The sequence below is a fragment of the Marichromatium sp. PS1 genome, from assembly GCF_041155115.1.
Classification (GTDB): Bacteria; Pseudomonadota; Gammaproteobacteria; order Chromatiales; family Chromatiaceae; genus Marichromatium; species Marichromatium gracile.
In genome coordinates this window covers 140,880-159,916 of the sequence record NZ_BAAFHB010000002.1, presented here as the reverse complement: position 1 = coordinate 159,916, position 19,037 = coordinate 140,880, and the positions used below count along the sequence as shown (strand labels likewise).

Here is a 19,037-nt window from a genome sequence, read left to right as displayed (position 1 = left end):
TTCACGATTTGTGTTTGACTCATTGCGGGCGAGCCAAAAACACCAAAAGATTCGGGTGGCGCTCTGACCGATAGGGATTTGATTGAGCTTTTATATATCCTCCGCGCGTCGCTCTATCCCCCCCAAATACCCCCCAACCGCCCGCTCAATCTCAAACCGCCCCGCCGCCTCCCGCAACACCGCCTTCGGCAACGGATCATCCAGCGTCGCCTTGATCGCCTCGGCCAGTGCCGCATCGTCGCCGACCGGGACCAGGGGGCCGTAGCGGCCGTCCTGGAGGATCTCGCGCGGGCCGCTGGGGCAGTCGGTGGAGACCACCGGGGTGCCGACGGCCAGCGCCTCGACGGGGACGAAGGGCAGGCCCTCCCAGCGCGAGGAGAAGGCGAGCAGGGCGGCGTGGGCCATGTAGGCGTAGGGCTCGGGGACGAAGCCGGGGAGGGCGAAGTCGGCGCCGACGCCGAGGTCGTCGGCGAGGCGCAGCAGGCGCTCGCGGGCGCTGCCGCGCCCGAGGATCATCAGCCGGCAGGGGCGCTCGGCGCGCACCCGGGCGAAGGCGCGCAGCAGGGTGGCGAAGTCCTTGCGGCTGCACAGCTCACCGACGCTGAGGATGAGCGGCGGGGCGTCGTCGGCGAACCAGGGGTGATCGGGACGTGGCTGTTGCTCGGTGAACAGCCGCGCCGGGACGATCGGCGAGTCGACCGGGTGGATGCGCTCACGCGGCAGGCCGGTGTAGCGGGCCATGTCGTCGGCGGCGCCGACGCTCGGCACCAGCACGCGATCGGCGAAGCGGTAGAGCCAGCCCATCGAGTGACGTTGCACCCAGCGATCGAGCGGTCCGCGCGAGGCGAGATCGACCGAGATGGTGATCCCCGAGCGCAGCACCAATCGGGTCGGGGTGCGTGCCAGTGCGCGCGCGGCCAGTGCCAGGCGGTTGACCTTGTCCTTGTCGGAGAGCAGTACGTCGGGGCGCTCGCGGCGCAGATAGCGCACCAGCGCGGGCAGGGTGGCGAGGGTGTGGCGGGTGCCGAGATCGATGATGCGCAGCCCCGGCGGCTGATCGGTGAGTTCGGGGCCGTGGCCGCGCACCTTGAGCAGGTCGACGCGATGGCCGCGCCGGGCGATCGCCGGCAGCAGATGACGGGCGAGCCGGTCGACGCCGCTGTGTCCCGAGGTGGAGAGGAAGCAGGCGATGTGTGCGGGCTCGGTCATGCGGCGCGGGTCTCGGTGGCCGGATGACGATCGGGCGCCATCCGTGGTGCTCGGGCGTCCGCCAGCGGCGCGCGGCGGATGCTGTCCTGTGGGGTCATTCTGCGCCAGCGCGCGCGGCTTGGCCAGCGGCGCGTGGCGCGGGCTCAGTCGCTCGCGATCCAGTCGAGCGGGTCCTCGTGCGGGGCGGGCGTGAGCCCCGGCCGCTCAATGAACAGACGGTGCCAGATCGCGAACTGCAGCAGTCCGAACAGCTCGCGCCCGCCGCCGCGCCCGGCGCGACGCGCGGCGACCAGCGCGGGCAGGGCCTCGGGGCGGAACCAGGTGCGGATGCCGTCGTTGCGCGCCAGCAGCTCGCCGACCCGGGCGGCGCGCTCGCCTCCGAGCCAGTCGCCGACCGGGACGTGGAAGCCGCGCTTGGGCGCGCTCAGGTGCCCCGGCGGCAGCAGCGGCTCGGCCCAGCGCTTGAGCAGCCACTTACCGCTGCCGTCGCGGGTCTTGAGCGTGTCGGGTAGCGCCAGCCCGAACTCGACCAGACGGTGGTCGAGGAAGGGCACCCGGCCCTCGACGCCGAACCCCATCAGCATGCGGTCGGTCTTCACCAGCAGGTTGTCGGGCAGCGCGGTCACCAAGTCGGTGTACTGACGTCGCTGCAGGTCGGACCAGTCGCCGGGGGTGGCCTGCCAGGCGGCGACGAAGGGGGCGCGATCGGGCGGCTCGACGGTCGCGAGCGCCGCACCGTACAGCGCCCGTTGCCAGCGTCTGGCCCACTGTCCCCGGGTGCGGAAGCCGCCGCTGCCGGGACGCAGCAGCCCCTTGCCCCAGCGCTCCAGCCGCGGCGGGCGGTAGCGGCCATAACCGCCGAACACCTCGTCGCCGCCCTCGCCGGAGAACACCACCTTGAGCTCGGCGCTGGCCTGCTCGGCGAGGATCGAGGTCGGCAGACAGGCGTAGTCGCGCATCAGTTCGTCGGCGGCCCAGATGCTGTGGGGGATGCGACCGAAGACCTGATCCAGCTCCAGCTCCAGGCGGTGATGCTCGAAGCCGAAGTGCGCCGCGACCCGCTCGGCGGCGTCGAGTTCGTCGGCCATGCGGGTGCCGCGATAGCCGACCGAGAAGCTATGGATGCGCCCGGCGCCGTGGCGGTGGAGCAGGGCGGCGAGCACCGCCGAGTCGACCCCGCCGGAGAGGAACAGGCCGAAGGGCACGTCGGCGCGCATGTGCTCGCGCATCGCCGCGTCGAGCCGCTCGCCGAGTTCGTAGCTGGCGTACTCGGGGCCGATGTCGCGCGGGGCGACGCGCCGCGCCGACCAGTAGCGGTGATGGGTGAGGTTGAGCTCGGAGTCGATCACCAGTGCCTCGCCCGGCGGGACGCGGCGCACGCCCTCGATCAGGGTGTCCTCGCCGGCGGCGAACTGGTGGTGGAGGAACTGGCGCAGCGCCGGGGCCGAGACCCGTGGCGACTCGGGCAGCAGCGCGAGCAGCGCCTTGAGTTCGGAGGCGAACACCACCCGGTCGGGCAGCCGGGCGTAGAACAGCGGTTTGATGCCGAGCCGGTCGCGGGCGAGGATCAGCCGCTCGCGCCGGCGATCATGCAGCGCGAAGGCGTACATGCCGCGCAGCCGTTCGAGCGCGTCGAGCCCGTGCACCGCGTAGGCGTGGAGGATGGTCTCGGAGTCCGAGCCGGTGCGCGCCACCCGCCCGGCGGCGCCGAGCGCGGCGTTGAGTTCGCGATAGTTGTAGACCTCGCCGTTGGCCACCAGCGCCAGCCCGTCGGCGGGCGCGAGCAGCGGCTGGTGCCCGGTCTCCAGCCCGATGATCGACAGCCGCGACTGCGCCAGCCCCACCGCGCCCTCGCGATAGAGTCCGCTGTCGTCCGGGCCGCGGTGTCCGAGTCGCTCGATCATGCGCTCGAGCGTACCGGGCGCGGGTTCGACCCCGGCGCGCAGGATGAAACCGGCGATCCCGCACATCAGCGCGACCCCGTCTTGGTTGGATGATATCTGGCCATAGGTCCTCGCCCCGTCATGTCTCGACGCACCGCGCTGGTGCGACCGCTCCCCATGATACGAGGCGCCGGCCGGTTGTCGAGGGTTGCGGTTGCCGACCGGGGCGCTGCCGTCAGCCTTCGGGAGATGTGAACCGTAAAGATGCGAACCGCCAAGCCGCGAAGAACGCGAAGGGGTTGTGTGGTTGGCGTCCAGGCGTTCGATAAATGGGTGTCCCTTTTTGATTAAATGGGTGTCCCTTTTTAAGCCGCAAAGATGTGAACCGCCAAGCCGCGAAGAACGCGAAGGGGTTGTGTGGTTGGCGTCCAGGCGTTCGATAAATGGGTGTCCTTTTTCAAGTATTAAGGATGGGCAAAGCGCAGCGTGCCCATCGGTGAACTCAAAACCCCTTCGTGTCCTTGGTGTCTTTGCGGTTCGAACCAGCTTCCAGCCTCCAGTCGGGGAGGCTGGTGTTGCATGGTCGGCGGTTGACGGGCAAGACGGCATCTTTGCGGTTCACAATCTGGCTGGAGGCTGGAGGCTGGAGGCTGGAGGCTGGAGGCTGGAGGCTGGAGGCTGGAGGCTGGAGGCTGGAGGCTGGAGGCTGGAGGCTGGAGGCTGGATGCTGGAGGCTGGATGCTTTCTCCCTCCCGCCCGCGGCCCGATCAGGCCGCGCTGGCGATGCGCGAGTGCATCAGGCTGTCGTGGTCGGGTTCGCCGGGGAGGCGGGTGGGTTCCTGGCCGGACTGGACGTGGGTCGCAAGCAGGTCGATCGCGCGCTCGAAGTGTGCGACCACCTCGGGGTCGAACTGGTCGCCGGCATGGCGGGCGATCTCCTCGGCGGCGGTCTCGACGGGCATGCCGCGGCGATAGGGGCGGTCCGAGGTCATGGCGTCGAAGGCGTCGGCGACGGCGATGATGCGTGATTCGAGCGGGATCTGCCTGCCGTGCAGCCGGTTGGGGTAGCCGAGTCCGTCGATGCGTTCGTGATGGTGGAGGACGATGCGGGCGACCTCGCGGAAGGTCGGCAGGCGCTGGAGGATGTCGAAGCCGATGCGCGGGTGGAGCTGGATCTGCAGTTTCTCGACCTCGGTGAGTCGACCGGGCTTGTTGAGGATGCCGTCGGGCACGCCGACCTTGCCGATGTCGTGCAGATGAGCGGCGATGTGCAGCCGCTGATGGGTTCGGGCGGGCAGCGACATCTGCTCGGAGAGCAGCTCGGAGAACAGTGCCACCCGGAAGGAGTGCTCGGAGGTATAGGGATCGCGAGCATTGAGGGTGCTGATCACGACATCGATGACGTCATGGATGCGGACGAGTTCGGGGATCATCTGGGTCCTGGTGTGCAGGGACTGCGGGCGCGGCGGGGCCTGAGGCCCCGCCCCGGGGTCAGGCTGCCGAGCGCGTGGTGGCCGGTGGCGGCTCGACCAGATCGGCGATGGCGCGGGCGAAGGCGTCGACGCTGGAGCGTTCGAGCAGCACGCAGGGCTTGGCGGTGCGCTTGCAGAAGCGCTTGGTGCGCAGATAGGCGTCGTGGCTGCAGTTGTCGGCGGGACAGATCACCGCATCGGCCTTGGCGAGCAGCGATTCGAGCCGCTGGCGGTTGTCCTCCAGCCCGCCGTCATGGCGCAGCAGCTCGCCGTTGCAGCGTGCCACCAGGTTGCGATAGCGGCTGGCCAGCGAGCCGCGACCGCCGACACAGAGGATGCGCCGCCCGGCGAGGTCGGGTACCGAGTCGTCGGCGGCGGCGCAGCCACCGCAGCAGTCCTCCGGCTCGATCTGCGCGAAGCGCTGTTCGAGTCGTCGCAGCGCGTCCTCGCGCTGTGCCAGGCGCTCGGCGAGTTCGGCGCGGTGTTCGCGTTCGCGCTTGAGCTGTGCCTCCAGGGTCGCGACCCGGGCGCTGGCCTGATCGGCGCGACGCCGCTCCTCGTCGAGGCTGGCCGAGCGCTCTTGGTCGCGCAACGCGGCGAGTTCGCCCTCGGCGCGTTCGAGGGCGCGCTCGAGCCCCTGGTGCTGCTCGACCGTCTGTTCCAGCTGCTCGATGCGGGCCTCGCGCTCGGCGAGGCTGCGGTTGAGCCGGCGCTCGCGCTCGGCGGCGTCGCGCTGGGCGCGGTCGAGCTGGGCGCGGGTCTCGCGCAGCGCGCGCAGATCGGCACCGAGCCCGGCACCGATCTGGTGCGAGAGCATGTGCACGTCCTCGTAGGCACGCACGCAGAGCATGGCGTCGGCATGGGGGTGGGTCATCAGCGCCCAGAAGGCCCCGGGGATCTCGCCCTCGGCGCGTGCCTGATCCCAGAGCGCGGCGACCTGTTCGCTGTCCTTGGCGCGGGCGAAGCGCTTGATCATCCGCGCGTGCTTGCGTTCGAGCGCCTTGTGGGTGGCCTGGGAGAGCGGTCCGCGTTGTTCGGCGGCGGCGACACAGCGCACATGGATGTCGAAGTCGCTGGCGCGCGCGTGCTGGCGCACCCCGCTCTTGCGCGCGATCTCGCGCAGCTCGTCGACGTGCAGACAGGTACCGATCACCGGACAGTGGAACTTGTGCGCGAGCTCCCACAGCTTGCGGCGCCGGCTTGATGGGCGCTGCCCCGGCTGCGGTGCTTCGAGTGGCGGCGCGATGACATTGGAGGACACGATGGACGGTCGGGACTCACACATGCCGGACTCCTTCGGCGTGGGTTGGCTCTGGGATGGAGTCAATAATAATTCTCATTAGCGAGAAAGCAAGGGGTTTCAGCTGACAGCGACCAGCCATCAGCCACCAGTTGCCAGCCATCAGATGCCGGAGAGGATGAACCGCAAAGAACGCGAAAGGGAACATGCGAGCGGCTTCCAGACGTCGTCTGGCGACTGGGCGTCCCCGCATCGTCCTCCCTTCCCTGGGAACGACAGACAGCAGTAAAGCCTCTCGTGCCCTGCGCCAGTCGTTGAGGTCAACGCTCACTGATGGCTGGTCGCTGGTGGCTGGCAACTGGTGGCTGTCCCCTCCTTGTTAACAGGCAGCCTCCGGTTTGCGGTCAACCTTGGCGATACGAGACGAGCCTGCTCCTCTCGCTGGCGGCTGACAGCAGAAAGCCTGTCTTCTCTTCGCGTTCTTCGCGTTCTTCGCGGCTTTGCGGTTCACCCTCTCTGGCGACTGGCGACTGGCGACTGGCGACTGGCGACTGGCGACTGGCGACTGGCGGCTGGCGGCTGGAAGCTGGCCGCTACCCCTTGCCATTGATATCTCGCATTTGAGAATCGTTATCGTTCCATTAACTTGGTCGGTCCTTTTCCAGATGCCCCTCCAAAGGAGGCCCGATCATGTCCCTCTCCCGTCCTCGGACGCTTGCGCTGTTGTGCGCGTTCGCTATCGCCCCGGCCCTGGCGCAGGAGGCGCCCCGGACGCAGGCAGACGACCATCACGGCACCATGCACGAGGTCGAGCTGCTGTCGCTGCCCCATACCCGGCTCCCGGTGGCGATCCTGGAGCTGCCCACTGAGCAGCGCGAGCGCATCCAGCGTGCGTTGTTGCAGGTCTATCCTGCGCGCATCATGCCTCGGATCGAGCAGGCCCAGTCGCTCGAACGACGGTTGCGCGTGGCGGTGCTCGAGCGTGGCGCGACGGTCGCGGAGCTGGCCCCCGAGCTCGACGAGCTGGCCCGGCTCGAGCGTGAGATCACCGAGCTGCGCATCGAGGCCCTGGGACGGCTGCGTGAGCTGACCAGCGCCGAGCAGTTCACCCGCCTGACCACGCCGGTAGCGGCGGAGGTCGCGCGATGAGCGATCCTCGTGTCCGTGGATCCCTGATGCTGGGGTTGGTCTGTGGCGCCGGGTTCGTCCCGGCGCTGGCCGATCCGGTCGTCGAGCTGGGGGCGATCAGTGTCACCGCCACTCGCTCTCAGACCTCGCTCGACCGGGTGCCGGCGGCGGTGCAGGTACTCGATCGCGACACCATCGAGCGGCACGACGCCAGTCGGCTCGGCGATGTGCTGCCGCTGGCCCAGGGTGTCCACCTGCAGCGCAGGGGGACCAACAAGACGGTCTCGATTCGCGGCTTCTCCAACGAGCAGACACTGATCCTGATCGACGGTCGACGGGTGGCCGCTGAGCCCTCGCAGCGCTACGAGCTCAGTCGTATCCCCTTGGCCGACGTCGAGCGCGTCGAGATCGTGCGCGGTCCGGGCAGCACCCTCTACGGCGCCGATGCGCTCGGCGGGGTGATCAACGTCATCACCCGCGACCCCACCGCGCCCCGGCTCGACTGGCGCGCCCGCTGCACCGGTTATGAACTCGACGACGGCTCGCGCTGCGAGGGCGATGTCTATGGCGTGATCACGCCGCTGCCCGGGCTCGGGGTGTCGCTCTCCGGGACGACGATCGATCAGGGCGAGGTCGCACTCGACGACGGCGAGACCCAGATCGAGCGCGAGCGCTTCAACCGCTTCGCGCTCGGCCTCGACTGGCGTCTCGCCCCGGACTGGCGACTGGTGGCCGATCTCGCCCATCTGCAGAGCGACAGCGCCTACAGCACCCTGGCCGGCAAGGGCGGTCTGCAGCGCACCGACGAGGACGATACCCGCACCGATCTCGCGCTCGCGCTCGAGTACGACGACGGCGAGCGCGACGGGCGGCTGCGCGTCTATCGCTCCGAACTCGACAAGGATCGCGAGCTCAGTGATGAGTCCAGCGGTCGGCTGATCGACTTCGACGAGGTCGAGATGGTGCGCACGGTGGTCGAGGGGCAGTTCGGCTGGCGTCCCTGGGACGACCACCATCTCACCCTCGGCGCCGAGTACCGCCAGGAGGCCTTCGAGGGCAACACCATCGACAGCGGCGAGGGGGTCTACGAGGTCGAGCGCGACGGCATCCTCACCCTCGGCTCGGAGTCGACCATCGACTACTCGGCCTTCTATCTGCAGGACCAGTGGCAGGTCTCGTCGCGCCTGGAGCTGGTGCTCGGCGGTCGCTACGACGCCTCGGATCAGTTCGACGACCGCGCCACCGGCAGCCTCGGCGCCGTCTACAGGCTGTTCGACGGCGGCGATCGCGGGCTGCGGCTGCGCGCCCAGCTCGGCCAGGGCTATCGGGTGCCGACGGTGCGCGATCTCTATGTCGATGTCACCAAGCCGAAGTTCACCCGGCTCGGCAATCCCGACCTGGAGCCCGAGCAATCGACCAGCCTGGACCTCGGGATCGAGGGACACTGGGGCGCCTGGCAGGCGAGCCTGGGGGTCTTTCGCAACTGGGTCGACGACCTGATCGATGTGCGCACCATCGATCGGCGCGCCGACGGCAAGCCGATCTATCAGTACGCCAACATCGGCACGGCGCTGCTGCAGGGCGTTGAGACCGCGCTCGACTGGCGCCCGAGCGCCGATCTCGGGGTCGGGCTGCAGTACAGCTATCTCGATGCCAACGACACCGAGGCCGATACCCGCCTCCAGGACCGGCCGCGCCATCGTCTGGTCGCCACCCTCGACTACGACTATCGCCCCTGGGATCTGGGGGTGAGCCTGGTCGGCGACTACAGCCTCGGGGTGCTCGACTCGGTCTCCGGGCGCGAGAAGGGCACCGGGGTGTGGAACCTCGACCTGTCGCGTCCGCTGGTCGCCGGGCTCGACCTGCGCCTCGGCGTCGACAACCTGTTCGACGTGCGCGACGACGACCTGCTGTTGGTCGGGCGCGCCGTCTATCTCGGGGTCGAGGGGCGGTTCTGAGCCGCCGCCGCGCGTCCTGTGGTGCTCAGCGCTCCGGCTGCGTCGGCCCGTGCGGGCCGACGCAGCTCGAGTCGACCGCGCGGCGCGACGCATCGCCGGTAGCGTGCCCCGATGGATGGCTGCGACATGATTAGGTGAGTTCTGCTCTCGGGTATTGCGGTCATCGGTCCAATGAGTAATAATGATAACCGTTATCATCTAATTGTGAAGTCCGGCCATCCGCGCTGTCGCGCGTGCACCGGGCCTCGGGAGGTCTTCGCATGCGTCTTCACCTGTCACTCCTGCCGCCGATCGCCGTCATCGCCGCGCTGCTCTGCCTGATGCTGCTGCCCGAACACGGTGCCACCGGGGCGATGGCGCCGGGCGCCGAGGTCGTCGCGCAGGTGCGCCGATGAGCGCGGCGACGATGCTCGCCGACCCGGGTGAAGCGGAGGCTGCGCCGGTGGCCTCCCGTCAGCTCGCCAACCTGGTCGGCGGCTGCTGGCGCATCCCCTGGTCGGGGGCCGCGTTCAGGGTCGGGCCGGTGCGGGTGGCGCGCTCCTCCGGGCTGGATGTGACCGCGGCGATCGCCGCCGCCGGGGTCGCCGCCCAGGTCTGGCAGGTCCGCGGCAGCGCCGCACGCGCGGTGCGGCTCGACCAGGTCGGGGGGCTGATCGATCGACGGCGCTTCGAGCAGGGCATCGCCGGCTGTCGCTCGGACTGTGAGCAGGCCGCCGCGGTTTGGTGCGAACCGAGTCGGCTGGTGCGTGCGGCCTGGCGCCAGGCGCTGGAATCCGATCTGCGCGGCGAGCCGCGCGGCGGGGTGGCGATCGACGCCCGTGGCGTGCGCTGGCTGGCGGTGTCGGTGAGCGCCGACCCGTTGCCCGAGCTGGCGCGTGCGCTGCGCATCCTGCAGCGCGGCGAGACCCTGGTGGTGGCGCTGCTGTTCGACGACCGTCGCCCCCAGGGGGTCGCGGTCGCCGCGCTCTGGTGCGCGCTGGCGCGCTGTCTGCCGCCCGGGGTGTTGAACGTGCTCTGTGGTCTGGGGCTGGAGCTGGGGGTGGCGCTGGTCGAGGCCGATCGGCGCGCCCGCTGCCCGGTGGCCCGTCAGCGTGCGCCGTTGGCGCGGCGTCCGGGGGCCGCGCCGCCGTCCCTGGCGGCGCTGTCCTGACGCCCTCGCCGGGCGCGCTCAGCGCGCGCGCAGCAACCGCGAGGAGTTGGCGAGGATGCCGAGGGTGTGGGTGACGTGGATCAGCCCGCCCATCGCCGGGCTGAGGATGCCGGCGGCACCGAGCGCGATGCCGGCGACGTCGGTGCCGACGGCGAGATAGTAGTTCTGGTCGGCGACGCGCAGGGTCTGGCGGCTGAGCGCGCGCAGCTCGGCGAGGTTGCCCATGGCGCTGTCGGCCAGGGCGATGTCGGCGACCTCGATGGCCACCTCCGAGCCGCCGCTGCCCATGGCGATGCCGATGTCGGCCTCGGCCAGCGCCAGGGCGTCGTTGACCCCGTCGCCGACCATCACCACGGCGCCGTGCTCGGCGCGCAGCGCGCGCACCACCTCGGCCTTGTCCTCGGGCAGGCGTCCGCCATGACAGCTGTCGAGCCCCAGCTCCTCGGCCAGGGCGGCGGCCACCCGCGGCTCGTCGCCGGAGATCAGCGCGATATGGCTGACGCCGTCGGCACGCAGTCGCGCCAGGGTCTCGTGGACCTCGGCGCGGAGCTGGTGACGGATGCCGATCACCCCCAGCGCCTTGCCGTCGAGGGCGACATAGACCGCGGTCAGGCCGGAGTCGATGAGCTGTTCGGCGGCGGCCTTGTAGCGGCGCAGCGAGACCTTGCCCGAGGCCATCATCCGCGCGTTGCCGACCAGCACCCGGTGCTCGCCGATGCGGGCCTCCAGTCCGTGACCGAGCAGATGCTCGCTGATGCCGCAGGTGTCGGGCTCGATCCCCAGGGTCTCGGCGTGGCGGACGATGGCGTGGGCGAGCGCATGGGTGTTGTGGTGTTCGGCCGAGGCCGCCCAGTAGAGCAGGGCGTCCTCGTCGTCGCCGATCACGGTGGCGACCTCCGGGGTCTCGGTGGTGAGGGTGCCGGTCTTGTCGAAGCAGAGACAGGGCGCGGTGCCGACGCGCTCGAGATGGACGCCGCCCTTGATCAGCATCTGTCGCCGGGTAGCGCTGTGCAGCGCCGCGCTCACCGCGGTGGCGGCGGCGAGTACGGTCGAGCAGGGGCAGGACATCACCAGCATCACGGTGAGGGCGCGCTCGACGCTGCGGGTGAGCACCAGGGTGGCGAGGGTCGACAGGGTGCCGAGGCGCAGCAGCCGCGCGGCCAGCTCGTCGGCGCGCTGCTGCACCGGCGCCTTCTGATCGAGCGAGGCGTCGACCAGCGCGGCCATCCGCGCCAGATAGGTCGCCTCGCCGACACGTTCGGCGCGGATGCGGATGACGCCGCGCTCGACATAGCCGCCGGCGAAGACCGCGTCGCCGACCTGCTTGAACACCGGCTCCGAGCGCCCGCTGATGCTCGCCTCGTTGAGCTCGGCCTCGCCGTGCTCGATGACCCCGTCGATCGGGATCTTCTCGCCGGTGCGTACCACCACCCGGTCGCCCTCGCGCAGCTCGGCGACCGCGACCTGCAGCTCCTGACCGTCGACCCACACCCAGGCGTCCTTGACCGAGAGCGCGAGCATGCGGCGGATGGCGCGGCGCGAGCGGTTGGCGACGAAGCCCTCGAGCAGCTCGCCGCCGCGCAGCACCAGGATGATCTCGAAGGCGGTGAGCGCCTCACCCATGAGGATGCCGAGCACCAGCGAGAAGGCGAGGAACTGATGGAGGCTGAAGCGGCGCTCGACGAAGGTCTCGTGCCAGGCGTCGCGCAGCAGCGGGATGGCCCCGGCCAGGGCGATCAGCCCGGTGGGGCTGAGCGGGTTCTGGGCGACCGGGCGCTTGAGCAGGTGCTCGCGGATCAGCACGTAGCCGAGATAGCCGGCGAGCAGCACCAGCGAGAGGATCCGTCCCAGCGTCGGCGTCTGGTCTTGCGCGCCGCGTTGGCAGCTGCGACAGCGGCCGTCCGCGGGGTCGCAGGTCAGCCGGGTGGGGTCGATGGGGCGGGCGATGATCGCCTCGAGATGGGCGCGGATGGTCTCGGGGTCGAGCCGCGAGTGGCCGTAGCGCACCACCAGCGAGGCGCAGCCGGGGTTGCAGGTGGCCTGCTCGACGCCGGGCACCGCGCCCAGCTCGTGCTCGATCCAGTCGGCGAGCGGGCGGTTGCGGGCCAGCGCGGGGATGCGTAGCCGGATGCGTCCCGGGATCTGGTGACGGATCTGGATCATCGGCAACGACTCCCGCACCGGCCGTGGTGCATGACTGAGGGTTCTTGTGAATGAGAATGGTTGCGCTTATCGCTGTGTAGTGCATTGCGATCGCGCAAGCGGCTCCTCACTCCCGTCTCAGGCGGCGCTCAGTGCGGGACGGATCTGCTCGATCCAGCGCGCCAGTCGGGCCTCGGTCAGCCCCGGCTGGTTGTCCTCGTCGAGCACCAGTCCGCAGAACTGGCCGTCGCCGAGATCGGCCTTGGAGGCCTCGTAGTCGTAACCCTCGGTCGGCCAGTAACCGATCAGCCGGGCGCCGCGCGCCGCGAGTTCGGCGTGGAACATCCCCAGGGCGTCGACGAAGACATCCGGGTAGCCCAGCTGGTCGCCGAGGCCGAAGAGCGCCACCGGGCGGTCGTTGAAGTCGACCGCGTCGAGCTGGTCGAGAAAGCGTTCGAGCGCATAGGGGTAGTCGCCGTAGCCGACCGTGGGGGTGCCGAAGATCAGCGCGCGATGGCTGTCGATCAGTGCCGCGTCGCTCTCGTCGAACGGGTGCAGCGCCAGGGTGTCGGGAGAGAAGTGATGGTGCTGGATGCGCTGGGCGATGGTCTCGGTGGTGCCGGTGTCGGTGGCGAAGAAGAGTCCGATCTGCTGCATTGCAAGGGTCTCCATGACGGGGCGGTTGGTGTGCCGGTGGCGGTCGTGACGGCCACCGGCAGCGGGTCACAGCCCGAGGACCCAGGTCACCAGGGTGTCGATGTCGGCGTCGCTGACGTGCGCGTTCGGTGGCATCGGCATGTCGCCCCAGACGCCCACGCCCCCCTGCTTGACCTTGGCGACCAGCTTGGCCTTGGCATCCGCCTGACCGCGATACTTGGCGGCGATGTCGCGGTAGGCCGGACCGATGATCTTGCTGTCGACCTGATGGCAGACCAGGCAGCCGCTCTGCTGGGCCAGTTCCGGGCTGGCGTTGGCGAAGGGGGCGGCGAGCAGGAGCGAGAGGGCAAGACCGTGACGGAGGGATGGGGTCAGACTGCGCATGGTTGGATCCTTCGGGGAAGGGGTCGATGGGGTGGGCCCGGTCGTGCCGGCCTGTCCGTGGAGGTGGTCGGACTGGTCGGTGCCGGGCCCTGTTGCTCGGGGCGAGCATAGGTCGATCGTCTTTTTAATGCAAATGCTAAGTGTTCGCATTAGCTTTTGTGCAAAGCCAGGTCGCGCTCGCGCTCAACGCAGCGCGAAGTCGATGGGCACCTGGATCGTGAGCCGGTCGCGCGCGATCTCCGCCGGTGGGCGTGGCATCGGGTTGGCGCGCTGGAGCATCGCCTTGACCTCGGCGTCGAGCAACGGATGGCCGGAGCTGGAGACGATGCGGTGCGCGACCAGCCGTCCCTGACGGTCGATGGTGAAGGAGATCTCGACTCGCCCCTGCTGGCGCAGCCGTCGGGCCTGGCGCGGATAGCGTTTGTGACGATCGAGCCAGTGAGCGAGCTTGCCGTAGTAGTTGCCGCTGCGCACCGTGCCCGAGCCGCCGCCGCCTCCACCGCCGCTGCTCTGGCTGCTGCCCTTGGCGCTGCCCTGGCCGGAGCCGGTGCCGCCGGGGGCGCGATGCACCGGCTGCTCGGTGCGTGGTGGTTGCGGCCTCGCTTGGGGCTTGGGTTGCGGCTTGGGCGCGGGCTTGACCGGTTTCGGCTTGGGCTTGGGCGGCTCGGGTTCGAGTTCGCGCACCGGCACCAGCTCGGCTTGGGCGACCGGGGTCAACGGGGGCAGGGCCGGTGTGGCCGCCGGGATCGGTGCCGGCGCGGCCAGTGGCGCGGCGCTCGCCGGCTCGGCGGCGGGACCGGGGAGCCCGCCGAGTGCGATCTCGTAGGGGATGACCGCCACGGGTTCGGGCTGGCTCGGGCGGGTCAGCGCCATCAGCAGCGAGCCGTGCAGGAGCAGCGCCAGCGCCGCCGCCGCCAGCCAGTGTCGGGATCGGATCTCCATCAGCTCGCTTGCGTCGCCAGTAGGGTGATGTGTTCGATGCCGAGCTCGCGCAGCAGCGTCAGGGTCTCCTGGAGCTGGCGGGAGCTGAGTCGGGCATCGGCCTTGATGCGCAGCTCGCCGCTGGGCACGGCCTGGTGCCAGGCGGCGAGCCGTTGCTGCAGCGCGGCGGCGGCGAGCGCCGTGCCGTCGAGCGCGAGTGCGCCGTCGGCGGCGATCAGCAGGGTGCGTTGCTCGGGCTGGGGCGCCAGCGCCTCCGGGGCCTCGGTCGAGTGCGGCGGCTCGATCTCGATCGGGTCGCTGGGGGCGATGCGTCCGGCGAGCATGAAGAAGATCAGCATCAGGAAGATGACGTTGATCAGCGGGATCAGCTGATCGTCGCCGCTGGGTCGCTGATGGCGATGAGCGAACTTCATTGCAGTCGCACCTCCGGGGCGCCGGCCGCGACCAGACGGTCGATGGTGGAGACGATGGTCTGCAGTTCGACCTCGGGGTCGGACTGGATCACCACGATCAGTTCGGGGTCGCGGTCGAGCGCCTCGACGACACGCCGTTCGAGTTGCGCCGGGGTGAGCGGTTCGCCGCCGAGATCGAGCCGGGCGTCGGCATGCAGTCGCACCAGCATCGCCGCGCGCGCCGCGCTCGGTGCTGTCGCGCCGACCTTGGCGCCGCGCGCGTCGAGCGCGAGCGCGCGCCACTGATCGAAGTGCGAGGCGAGCATGAAGAACAGCAGCAGGATGAACACCACGTCGATCAGCGGGGTCAGCGAAATCGGGTTGCGCCGAACGCGCCGGGCGAGGTCAAGACGCATACTCGACCCTGGGCGTGATCAGCGCCGCTGCTCCGGTCTCGGGGGCAGAGTCGACGGGCGCGCGTGCCGCTGTCTGCTCGGGGATCGCGGCCTCGTCCTCGGCACCGGCGAGATCGCGGGTGAACACCCGGGTGACGGCATCCTCCATGCGATGACCGCAGCGCTCGACACGACGCTCCAGCCAGCTGTGCGCGATCACCACCGGAATCGCCAGGGTGAGGCCGGCGGCGGTGGTCAGCAGCGCCTGCCAGATGCCGCCGGAGAGGATCGAGGGGTCGACCTGAGCGCCGGCCTGCTCGAGCTGACGGAAGGCCTCGATCATGCCGAGCACGGTGCCGAGCAGGCCGAGCAGCGGGCTGAGCGCGGCGATGATCTCCAGCGCGCGCAGATGGCTGCGCAGCTGCTCGAGCTGGAGGCTGGCGACGCGGGCGATCTCCTCGCGCAGCAGCGTCAGGTCGAGCTTGGGATGGCGCAGCCCGACCAGCGCCAGATGGACCACCCGCGAGACCGGCTGCGGGCGCTCCTCGAGCTTGCGCAGCGCGCCGTGGACGTCGCGTTGGTGCCACAGCAGCAGCGCCTCGTCGACCGGGGCGCGGGCGTCGATGCGCAGCCGCGCGAACTGCCACAGCTTGACCAGGATGATGGCTGCGGCCACCACCGAGAGCACGGCGAGACTCGCCAGCACCGGACCGCCGACCTCGGTGAACACACTCAGCCGCTCCTGCGCCATTCCGATCAGCCCCGCCCAGGGCGAGGGGTCGACGAGGGCGGTGGGGTCGACGGCGGTCGCGGCGTCGGCGGCGGCCGTGGGCTCGATGTCCGGGGCGGGCGTCGTGGCGGCGCTCTCCAGGGATGCGTCCGGGGCCTCGGTGATCGGGGTCGGCTGCTCGGTGGCGGTGGTCGCGGGTGGGGTCATGGTATCCAGTCCTGCGCGCGTGGCGCTCACTTGAAGAGTTTCGTGGAGAGGCGCGAGCTGGGCTCGATGCGCTGGAGACAGTCGGTGAGCGTGCCCTCGGCGCTGGAGCAGGCACCGATGCCGTTGACGAGGATGCGTCCGATCTGCTCGCAGCGGGTGTCGGCCACCTCGAACAGCTTGACGCTGGTCTTGCCGGCGGCGAGGGGCGCGGCCTCGAGGGCGAGTCGCTGCTGGATCAGGCCCTGGTCGTCGAACAGCACCAGTTCGAGCTGCAGACTGGTGAGATCGACGGCGGTGCGGTTGCCGAAGACCAGGTAGGTCACGCAGGCGTCGGCGCGTTGCTCGAGCTTGTTGAGCTCGACCTCGAGACCGCCCTCCGGTGGCGTGGCGGCCTGGGCTTGGGCACAAAAAAGGGTAGTGACGAGCGCGAGCGCGCTCGGGATCCGGGAGCTCTGGGTCATGGTGTGGACTCGGGGTTAGCAATCCTTGCAATCAAGATGCGTTCTCATTATCACTATAAACCAGCCCGTTGGTAGGGGCAACGCACGGGCTTGCGGTGCCTTGGGGGACGTAGCAAGATGAGATGCAATCAGCGCACGCGGCCGAGGGAACTGCCGGTATGGATTGGAGGATCAGCGCGATCGCCGAGGAGGCGGTCGATGCACGAGGGATCGACGGGCAGCTTCGCGTGCGCCCACGTCCGGCATCGCTTCGATGCGCCCCCTGTTGTGTGCTTCCACCGCCGGCATTGCGCCGGGCGATCTGTCGAGCCGGATCCGCTGGCGGCCCTCGCGGCAGGTCCGCCGCGGTGGCGCGAGGGGCGGGGGGATCAGCGTCGGCGCACGGCGCGACCCGTCCACCACCAGTAGAGCGCGGCGAGCAGCCCGATCCAGGCCGCCGCGAGCCAGCCGATGGTGCCGTCGTAGTCGCCGGCGAGGAAGGCCAGGGACGCGCCCGGGTCGCCGTCGGTGAGCTGGCGCGTGACCTGGATCACCAGCACCCAGCCGGCATGCAGCCCGATGCACCAGCCGATGTGACCGCTGCGCTCGCGCACCAGGGCGAGGAACACCCCGACCATGAACAGCGCCACCATGGAGTCGAGGTGGTGCCACTGGAACAGGTCGATGAAGACGTGGCTGAACATGTACCACAGCCCGGCGGCATCGAGCGCCATCCCCGGCGGCAGTTCACCGGGCTTCATGAAGTGCAGCACCGCGTAGAGTCCGGCGCTCCACAGCACCGCCGAGCGCACCCCGCTGTCGCGACGGATGGCGGAATAGAGCGCGCCGCGGAAGAAGGCCTCCTCCAGCAGCCCGATCAGCAGACCGCCGATCAGCGCCTGCAGCGCCCGCGAGGCGAGCGCTGCCCAGCCCGGTGGGGTCGGGTCGGGGATGCGGATGCCGAGTCCGAGCAGTGCCAGCGCCAGCGCCAGCAGGATGGCGACGCCGAGCACCCAGCCCTGCCAGACGGTACGGCGCAACCGTGCCGCCGGGTGGTCGAGGCCGAGCGCCGCGCGCGTGTTCAGCCGCAGCGCGATCAGCAGCGGCCACAGCCCGAGCAGGATGAACACCTGCGCCAGCCGGCCCATCACCCGCTGGGTCTCGTAGTCGATCCAGCCGGTCTGCATCAGCGGGCCGGTGAGCAGCGCGGCGAGCGCGAGACAGACGAAGAGATAGAGGAAGAACAACGAGGTGGCACGCATGGTAGGCTTCGGTGGCTGAGGCGTCGGGCCATTGTCGGCAAAACCCGGTGCCTCCGCAAAGTCGTGCCGACCTCCCGAACGGATCCAACAGATGACCCCAGATCGACCCGCCACCCCCGAACTCGTGCTGGTGGCCGCGGTGGCCGACAACGACGTGATCGGTCGCGACAACGCGCTGCCCTGGCACCTGCCCGCGGATCTCGCCCACTTCAAGGCGCTCACCCTCGATCGTCCCATCGTCATGGGGCGGCGCACCTGGGAGTCGCTGCCCGGGCTGCTGCCGCGCCGCCGTCATCTGGTGCTCACACACGACCGCCACTATCGCGCCGAGGGCGCCGAGGTGGTGCACTCGCTCGATGCGGCGATCGCTGCCGCTGGCGCGGTCGAGCAGCTGATGATCGTCGGCGGCGCGCGGGTCTATGCCGAGGCGCTGGCGCGCGCCGGGCGCATCCAGCTCACCCGGGTGCATGCCGAGGTCGCGGGCGATGCCCGCTTCCCGACGCTCGATCCCGCGCAGTGGCGCGAGGTGGCACGCCACGAGCGCCCGGCCGATGCGCGCAACCGTCATGCGATGAGCTTCGTCGAGCTGGAGCGGGTGGCCGACTAGTCGCCCTTGCCCGGGCGCAGATAGCCCCGGCAGTCGAGCTGGATCGGCGCCGAGGGGCCTTCCGGGTCGAGCCGCACCGCGGTCAGTGCGCCGCCCCACAGACAGCCGCTGTCGAGCGCCCAGGTGTTGTCGCCGGCGCGATAGCCGAGTGTCGACCAGTGGCCGAAGAGGATGCGGCTGGCGGCGCTGCGCCGGCCCGGCACCTGGAACCAGGGCAGCAGCCCGGGCGACTGGGCGCCGAGCGCGCCCTTCTCCTTGAGCGCCAGGGTGCCGTCGGCGGCGCAGTAGCGCAGCCGGGTGAAGGCGTTGGTGATGAAACGCCAGCGCTCGGTACCGCTCAGGGTGCTCGACCAGCGCGCCGGTTGGTTGCCGTACATGGCGCGGAAGAAGTCGCGATGCCGGGGGCCGCGCAGCACCCCTTCGAGCTCGGCGGCGCAGTCCAGGGCCTCGGTCAGATCCCACTGCGGCGCCAGCCCGGCGTGGACCATGGCGTAGCCGAGCGCGGCGTCGTGATGGAGCAGCGGGCGGTGGCGCAGCCAGTCGAGCAGGGCGTCGCGATCGGGGGCGTCGAGCACCGCGCCCAGGGTGCTCTTGCCGGCGTGCTTGCGGTTGCCGGCGGCGAGTGCGAGCAGGTGCAGATCGTGGTTGCCGAGCACCACGACCGCGCGCTCGCCGAGCCCGCGCACGAAGCGCAGCACCGCGAGCGAGTCCGGTCCGCGGTTGACCAGGTCGCCGGCGAACCACAGCCGGTCGTGCGCCGGGTCGAACGCCAGGCGCTCGAGCAGCGCCATCAATTCGCTGTGGCAGCCCTGGACGTCGCCGATGGCATAGGTGGCCAT

At 70.2% G+C, this 19,037-nt stretch carries 19 protein-coding genes; 5 read left to right on the top strand and 14 right to left on the bottom strand.

The features are described from left to right. Positions 1-90: 90 nt before the first annotated feature. From ACAM26_RS01980 to ACAM26_RS01965, 4 genes are all read right to left on the bottom strand, one after another. Entirely contained in the window at positions 91-1,209 is a 1,119-nt protein-coding gene (locus tag ACAM26_RS01980; RefSeq protein WP_369613030.1) for a glycosyltransferase, read from the bottom strand. 143 nt (positions 1,210-1,352) lie between these two features. Continuing rightward, on the bottom strand, positions 1,353-3,179 hold the full coding sequence (asnB, locus tag ACAM26_RS01975) for an asparagine synthase (glutamine-hydrolyzing) (protein WP_369613029.1): 1,827 nt from the start codon (positions 3,177-3,179) through the stop codon (positions 1,353-1,355). Positions 3,180-3,859: 680 nt separating this feature from the next. Further along, the gene (locus tag ACAM26_RS01970; RefSeq protein WP_223806160.1) at positions 3,860-4,525 is read right to left on the bottom strand and encodes an HD-GYP domain-containing protein; all 666 of its coding nucleotides are present in this window, start codon (positions 4,523-4,525) and stop codon (positions 3,860-3,862) included. 58 nt (positions 4,526-4,583) lie between these two features. Then, complete coding sequence (locus ACAM26_RS01965) at positions 4,584-5,849, bottom strand: DUF2325 domain-containing protein (protein ID WP_234526494.1); 1,266 nt, start codon at positions 5,847-5,849, stop codon at positions 4,584-4,586. Between the two features lie 645 nt (positions 5,850-6,494). Here ACAM26_RS01965 and ACAM26_RS01960 point away from each other — a divergent pair. From ACAM26_RS01960 to ACAM26_RS01945, 4 genes are all read left to right on the top strand, one after another. Next, entirely contained in the window at positions 6,495-6,953 is a 459-nt protein-coding gene (locus tag ACAM26_RS01960) for a hypothetical protein (RefSeq protein WP_369613028.1), read from the top strand. Beyond that, the gene (locus ACAM26_RS01955; RefSeq protein ID WP_123143270.1) at positions 6,950-8,890 is read left to right on the top strand and encodes a TonB-dependent siderophore receptor; all 1,941 of its coding nucleotides are present in this window, start codon (positions 6,950-6,952) and stop codon (positions 8,888-8,890) included. Before ACAM26_RS01960 ends, ACAM26_RS01955 begins: the two co-directional genes overlap by 4 nt. 260 nt (positions 8,891-9,150) lie before the next feature. Then, complete coding sequence (locus ACAM26_RS01950) at positions 9,151-9,285, top strand: hypothetical protein (protein WP_255419403.1); 135 nt, start codon at positions 9,151-9,153, stop codon at positions 9,283-9,285. After that, positions 9,282-10,040 carry a hypothetical protein gene (locus tag ACAM26_RS01945; protein WP_369613027.1) on the top strand — a complete coding sequence of 253 codons (759 nt, stop codon included), beginning with the start codon at positions 9,282-9,284 and terminating at the stop codon, positions 10,038-10,040. The genes ACAM26_RS01950 and ACAM26_RS01945 overlap by 4 nt, the downstream gene beginning before the upstream one ends. A gap of 18 nt (positions 10,041-10,058) precedes the next feature. On the opposite strand, the gene ACAM26_RS01940 is transcribed toward ACAM26_RS01945, so the two are convergent. The 9 genes from ACAM26_RS01940 to ACAM26_RS01900 form a co-directional block, all read right to left on the bottom strand. Beyond that, on the bottom strand, positions 10,059-12,203 hold the full coding sequence (locus ACAM26_RS01940; protein ID WP_369613026.1) for a heavy metal translocating P-type ATPase: 2,145 nt from the start codon (positions 12,201-12,203) through the stop codon (positions 10,059-10,061). Between the two features lie 117 nt (positions 12,204-12,320). Beyond that, positions 12,321-12,839, bottom strand: coding sequence for a flavodoxin (locus ACAM26_RS01935; protein ID WP_005222865.1), 519 nt, complete (start codon positions 12,837-12,839; stop codon positions 12,321-12,323). A 66-nt stretch (positions 12,840-12,905) separates the two neighbouring features. Beyond that, positions 12,906-13,223, bottom strand: coding sequence for a c-type cytochrome (locus ACAM26_RS01930; protein ID WP_062272925.1), 318 nt, complete (start codon positions 13,221-13,223; stop codon positions 12,906-12,908). 183 nt (positions 13,224-13,406) lie between these two features. Beyond that, positions 13,407-14,165, bottom strand: a complete 759-nt coding sequence (locus ACAM26_RS01925) for an energy transducer TonB (protein ID WP_369613025.1) — start codon at positions 14,163-14,165, stop codon at positions 13,407-13,409. Beyond that, the gene (locus tag ACAM26_RS01920) at positions 14,165-14,578 is read right to left on the bottom strand and encodes a biopolymer transporter ExbD (protein WP_123141571.1); all 414 of its coding nucleotides are present in this window, start codon (positions 14,576-14,578) and stop codon (positions 14,165-14,167) included. Before ACAM26_RS01920 ends, ACAM26_RS01925 begins: the two co-directional genes overlap by 1 nt. After that, complete coding sequence (locus ACAM26_RS01915) at positions 14,575-14,973, bottom strand: biopolymer transporter ExbD (RefSeq protein ID WP_123141572.1); 399 nt, start codon at positions 14,971-14,973, stop codon at positions 14,575-14,577. The genes ACAM26_RS01920 and ACAM26_RS01915 overlap by 4 nt, the downstream gene beginning before the upstream one ends. Beyond that, on the bottom strand, positions 14,963-15,889 hold the full coding sequence (locus ACAM26_RS01910) for a MotA/TolQ/ExbB proton channel family protein (RefSeq protein ID WP_369613024.1): 927 nt from the start codon (positions 15,887-15,889) through the stop codon (positions 14,963-14,965). The genes ACAM26_RS01915 and ACAM26_RS01910 overlap by 11 nt, the downstream gene beginning before the upstream one ends. Before the next feature lie 26 nt (positions 15,890-15,915). After that, a complete protein-coding gene (locus ACAM26_RS01905; protein ID WP_369613023.1) occupies positions 15,916-16,350 on the bottom strand; it encodes a Tat pathway signal sequence domain protein in 435 nt (144 codons plus the stop codon). Positions 16,351-16,718: 368 nt separating this feature from the next. Continuing rightward, complete coding sequence (locus ACAM26_RS01900; protein ID WP_123141574.1) at positions 16,719-17,591, bottom strand: CPBP family intramembrane glutamic endopeptidase; 873 nt, start codon at positions 17,589-17,591, stop codon at positions 16,719-16,721. A gap of 91 nt (positions 17,592-17,682) precedes the next feature. Between ACAM26_RS01900 and ACAM26_RS01895 the strand changes: the two genes are divergently transcribed. Continuing rightward, entirely contained in the window at positions 17,683-18,198 is a 516-nt protein-coding gene (locus ACAM26_RS01895) for a dihydrofolate reductase (RefSeq protein WP_123143263.1), read from the top strand. Here the strand turns inward: ACAM26_RS01895 and ACAM26_RS01890 are convergent. Next, positions 18,195-19,037, bottom strand: a complete 843-nt coding sequence (locus ACAM26_RS01890; protein WP_123141576.1) for a symmetrical bis(5'-nucleosyl)-tetraphosphatase — start codon at positions 19,035-19,037, stop codon at positions 18,195-18,197. The genes ACAM26_RS01895 and ACAM26_RS01890 overlap by 4 nt on opposite strands.

Excerpts from the sequence above, each read along its gene's own strand:
- ACAM26_RS01980 (WP_369613030.1), bottom strand. The coding sequence starts at position 1,209 with ATGACCGAGCCCGCACACATCGCCTGCTTCCTCTCCACCTCGGGACAC.
- asnB (WP_369613029.1), bottom strand. The coding sequence starts at position 3,179 with ATGTGCGGGATCGCCGGTTTCATCCTGCGCGCCGGGGTCGAACCCGCG.
- ACAM26_RS01970 (WP_223806160.1), bottom strand. The coding sequence starts at position 4,525 with ATGATCCCCGAACTCGTCCGCATCCATGACGTCATCGATGTCGTGATC.
- ACAM26_RS01965 (WP_234526494.1), bottom strand. The coding sequence starts at position 5,849 with ATGTGTGAGTCCCGACCGTCCATCGTGTCCTCCAATGTCATCGCGCCG.
- ACAM26_RS01960 (WP_369613028.1), top strand. The coding sequence starts at position 6,495 with ATGTCCCTCTCCCGTCCTCGGACGCTTGCGCTGTTGTGCGCGTTCGCT.
- ACAM26_RS01955 (WP_123143270.1), top strand. The coding sequence starts at position 6,950 with ATGAGCGATCCTCGTGTCCGTGGATCCCTGATGCTGGGGTTGGTCTGT.
- ACAM26_RS01950 (WP_255419403.1), top strand. The coding sequence starts at position 9,151 with ATGCGTCTTCACCTGTCACTCCTGCCGCCGATCGCCGTCATCGCCGCG.
- ACAM26_RS01945 (WP_369613027.1), top strand. The coding sequence starts at position 9,282 with ATGAGCGCGGCGACGATGCTCGCCGACCCGGGTGAAGCGGAGGCTGCG.
- ACAM26_RS01940 (WP_369613026.1), bottom strand. The coding sequence starts at position 12,203 with ATGATCCAGATCCGTCACCAGATCCCGGGACGCATCCGGCTACGCATC.
- ACAM26_RS01935 (WP_005222865.1), bottom strand. The coding sequence starts at position 12,839 with ATGCAGCAGATCGGACTCTTCTTCGCCACCGACACCGGCACCACCGAG.
- ACAM26_RS01930 (WP_062272925.1), bottom strand. The coding sequence starts at position 13,223 with ATGCGCAGTCTGACCCCATCCCTCCGTCACGGTCTTGCCCTCTCGCTC.
- ACAM26_RS01925 (WP_369613025.1), bottom strand. The coding sequence starts at position 14,165 with ATGGAGATCCGATCCCGACACTGGCTGGCGGCGGCGGCGCTGGCGCTG.
- ACAM26_RS01920 (WP_123141571.1), bottom strand. The coding sequence starts at position 14,578 with ATGAAGTTCGCTCATCGCCATCAGCGACCCAGCGGCGACGATCAGCTG.
- ACAM26_RS01915 (WP_123141572.1), bottom strand. The coding sequence starts at position 14,973 with ATGCGTCTTGACCTCGCCCGGCGCGTTCGGCGCAACCCGATTTCGCTG.
- ACAM26_RS01910 (WP_369613024.1), bottom strand. The coding sequence starts at position 15,889 with ATGACCCCACCCGCGACCACCGCCACCGAGCAGCCGACCCCGATCACC.
- ACAM26_RS01905 (WP_369613023.1), bottom strand. The coding sequence starts at position 16,350 with ATGACCCAGAGCTCCCGGATCCCGAGCGCGCTCGCGCTCGTCACTACC.
- ACAM26_RS01900 (WP_123141574.1), bottom strand. The coding sequence starts at position 17,591 with ATGCGTGCCACCTCGTTGTTCTTCCTCTATCTCTTCGTCTGTCTCGCG.
- ACAM26_RS01895 (WP_123143263.1), top strand. The coding sequence starts at position 17,683 with ATGACCCCAGATCGACCCGCCACCCCCGAACTCGTGCTGGTGGCCGCG.
- ACAM26_RS01890 (WP_123141576.1), bottom strand. The coding sequence starts at position 19,037 with ATGGCCACCTATGCCATCGGCGACGTCCAGGGCTGCCACAGCGAATTG.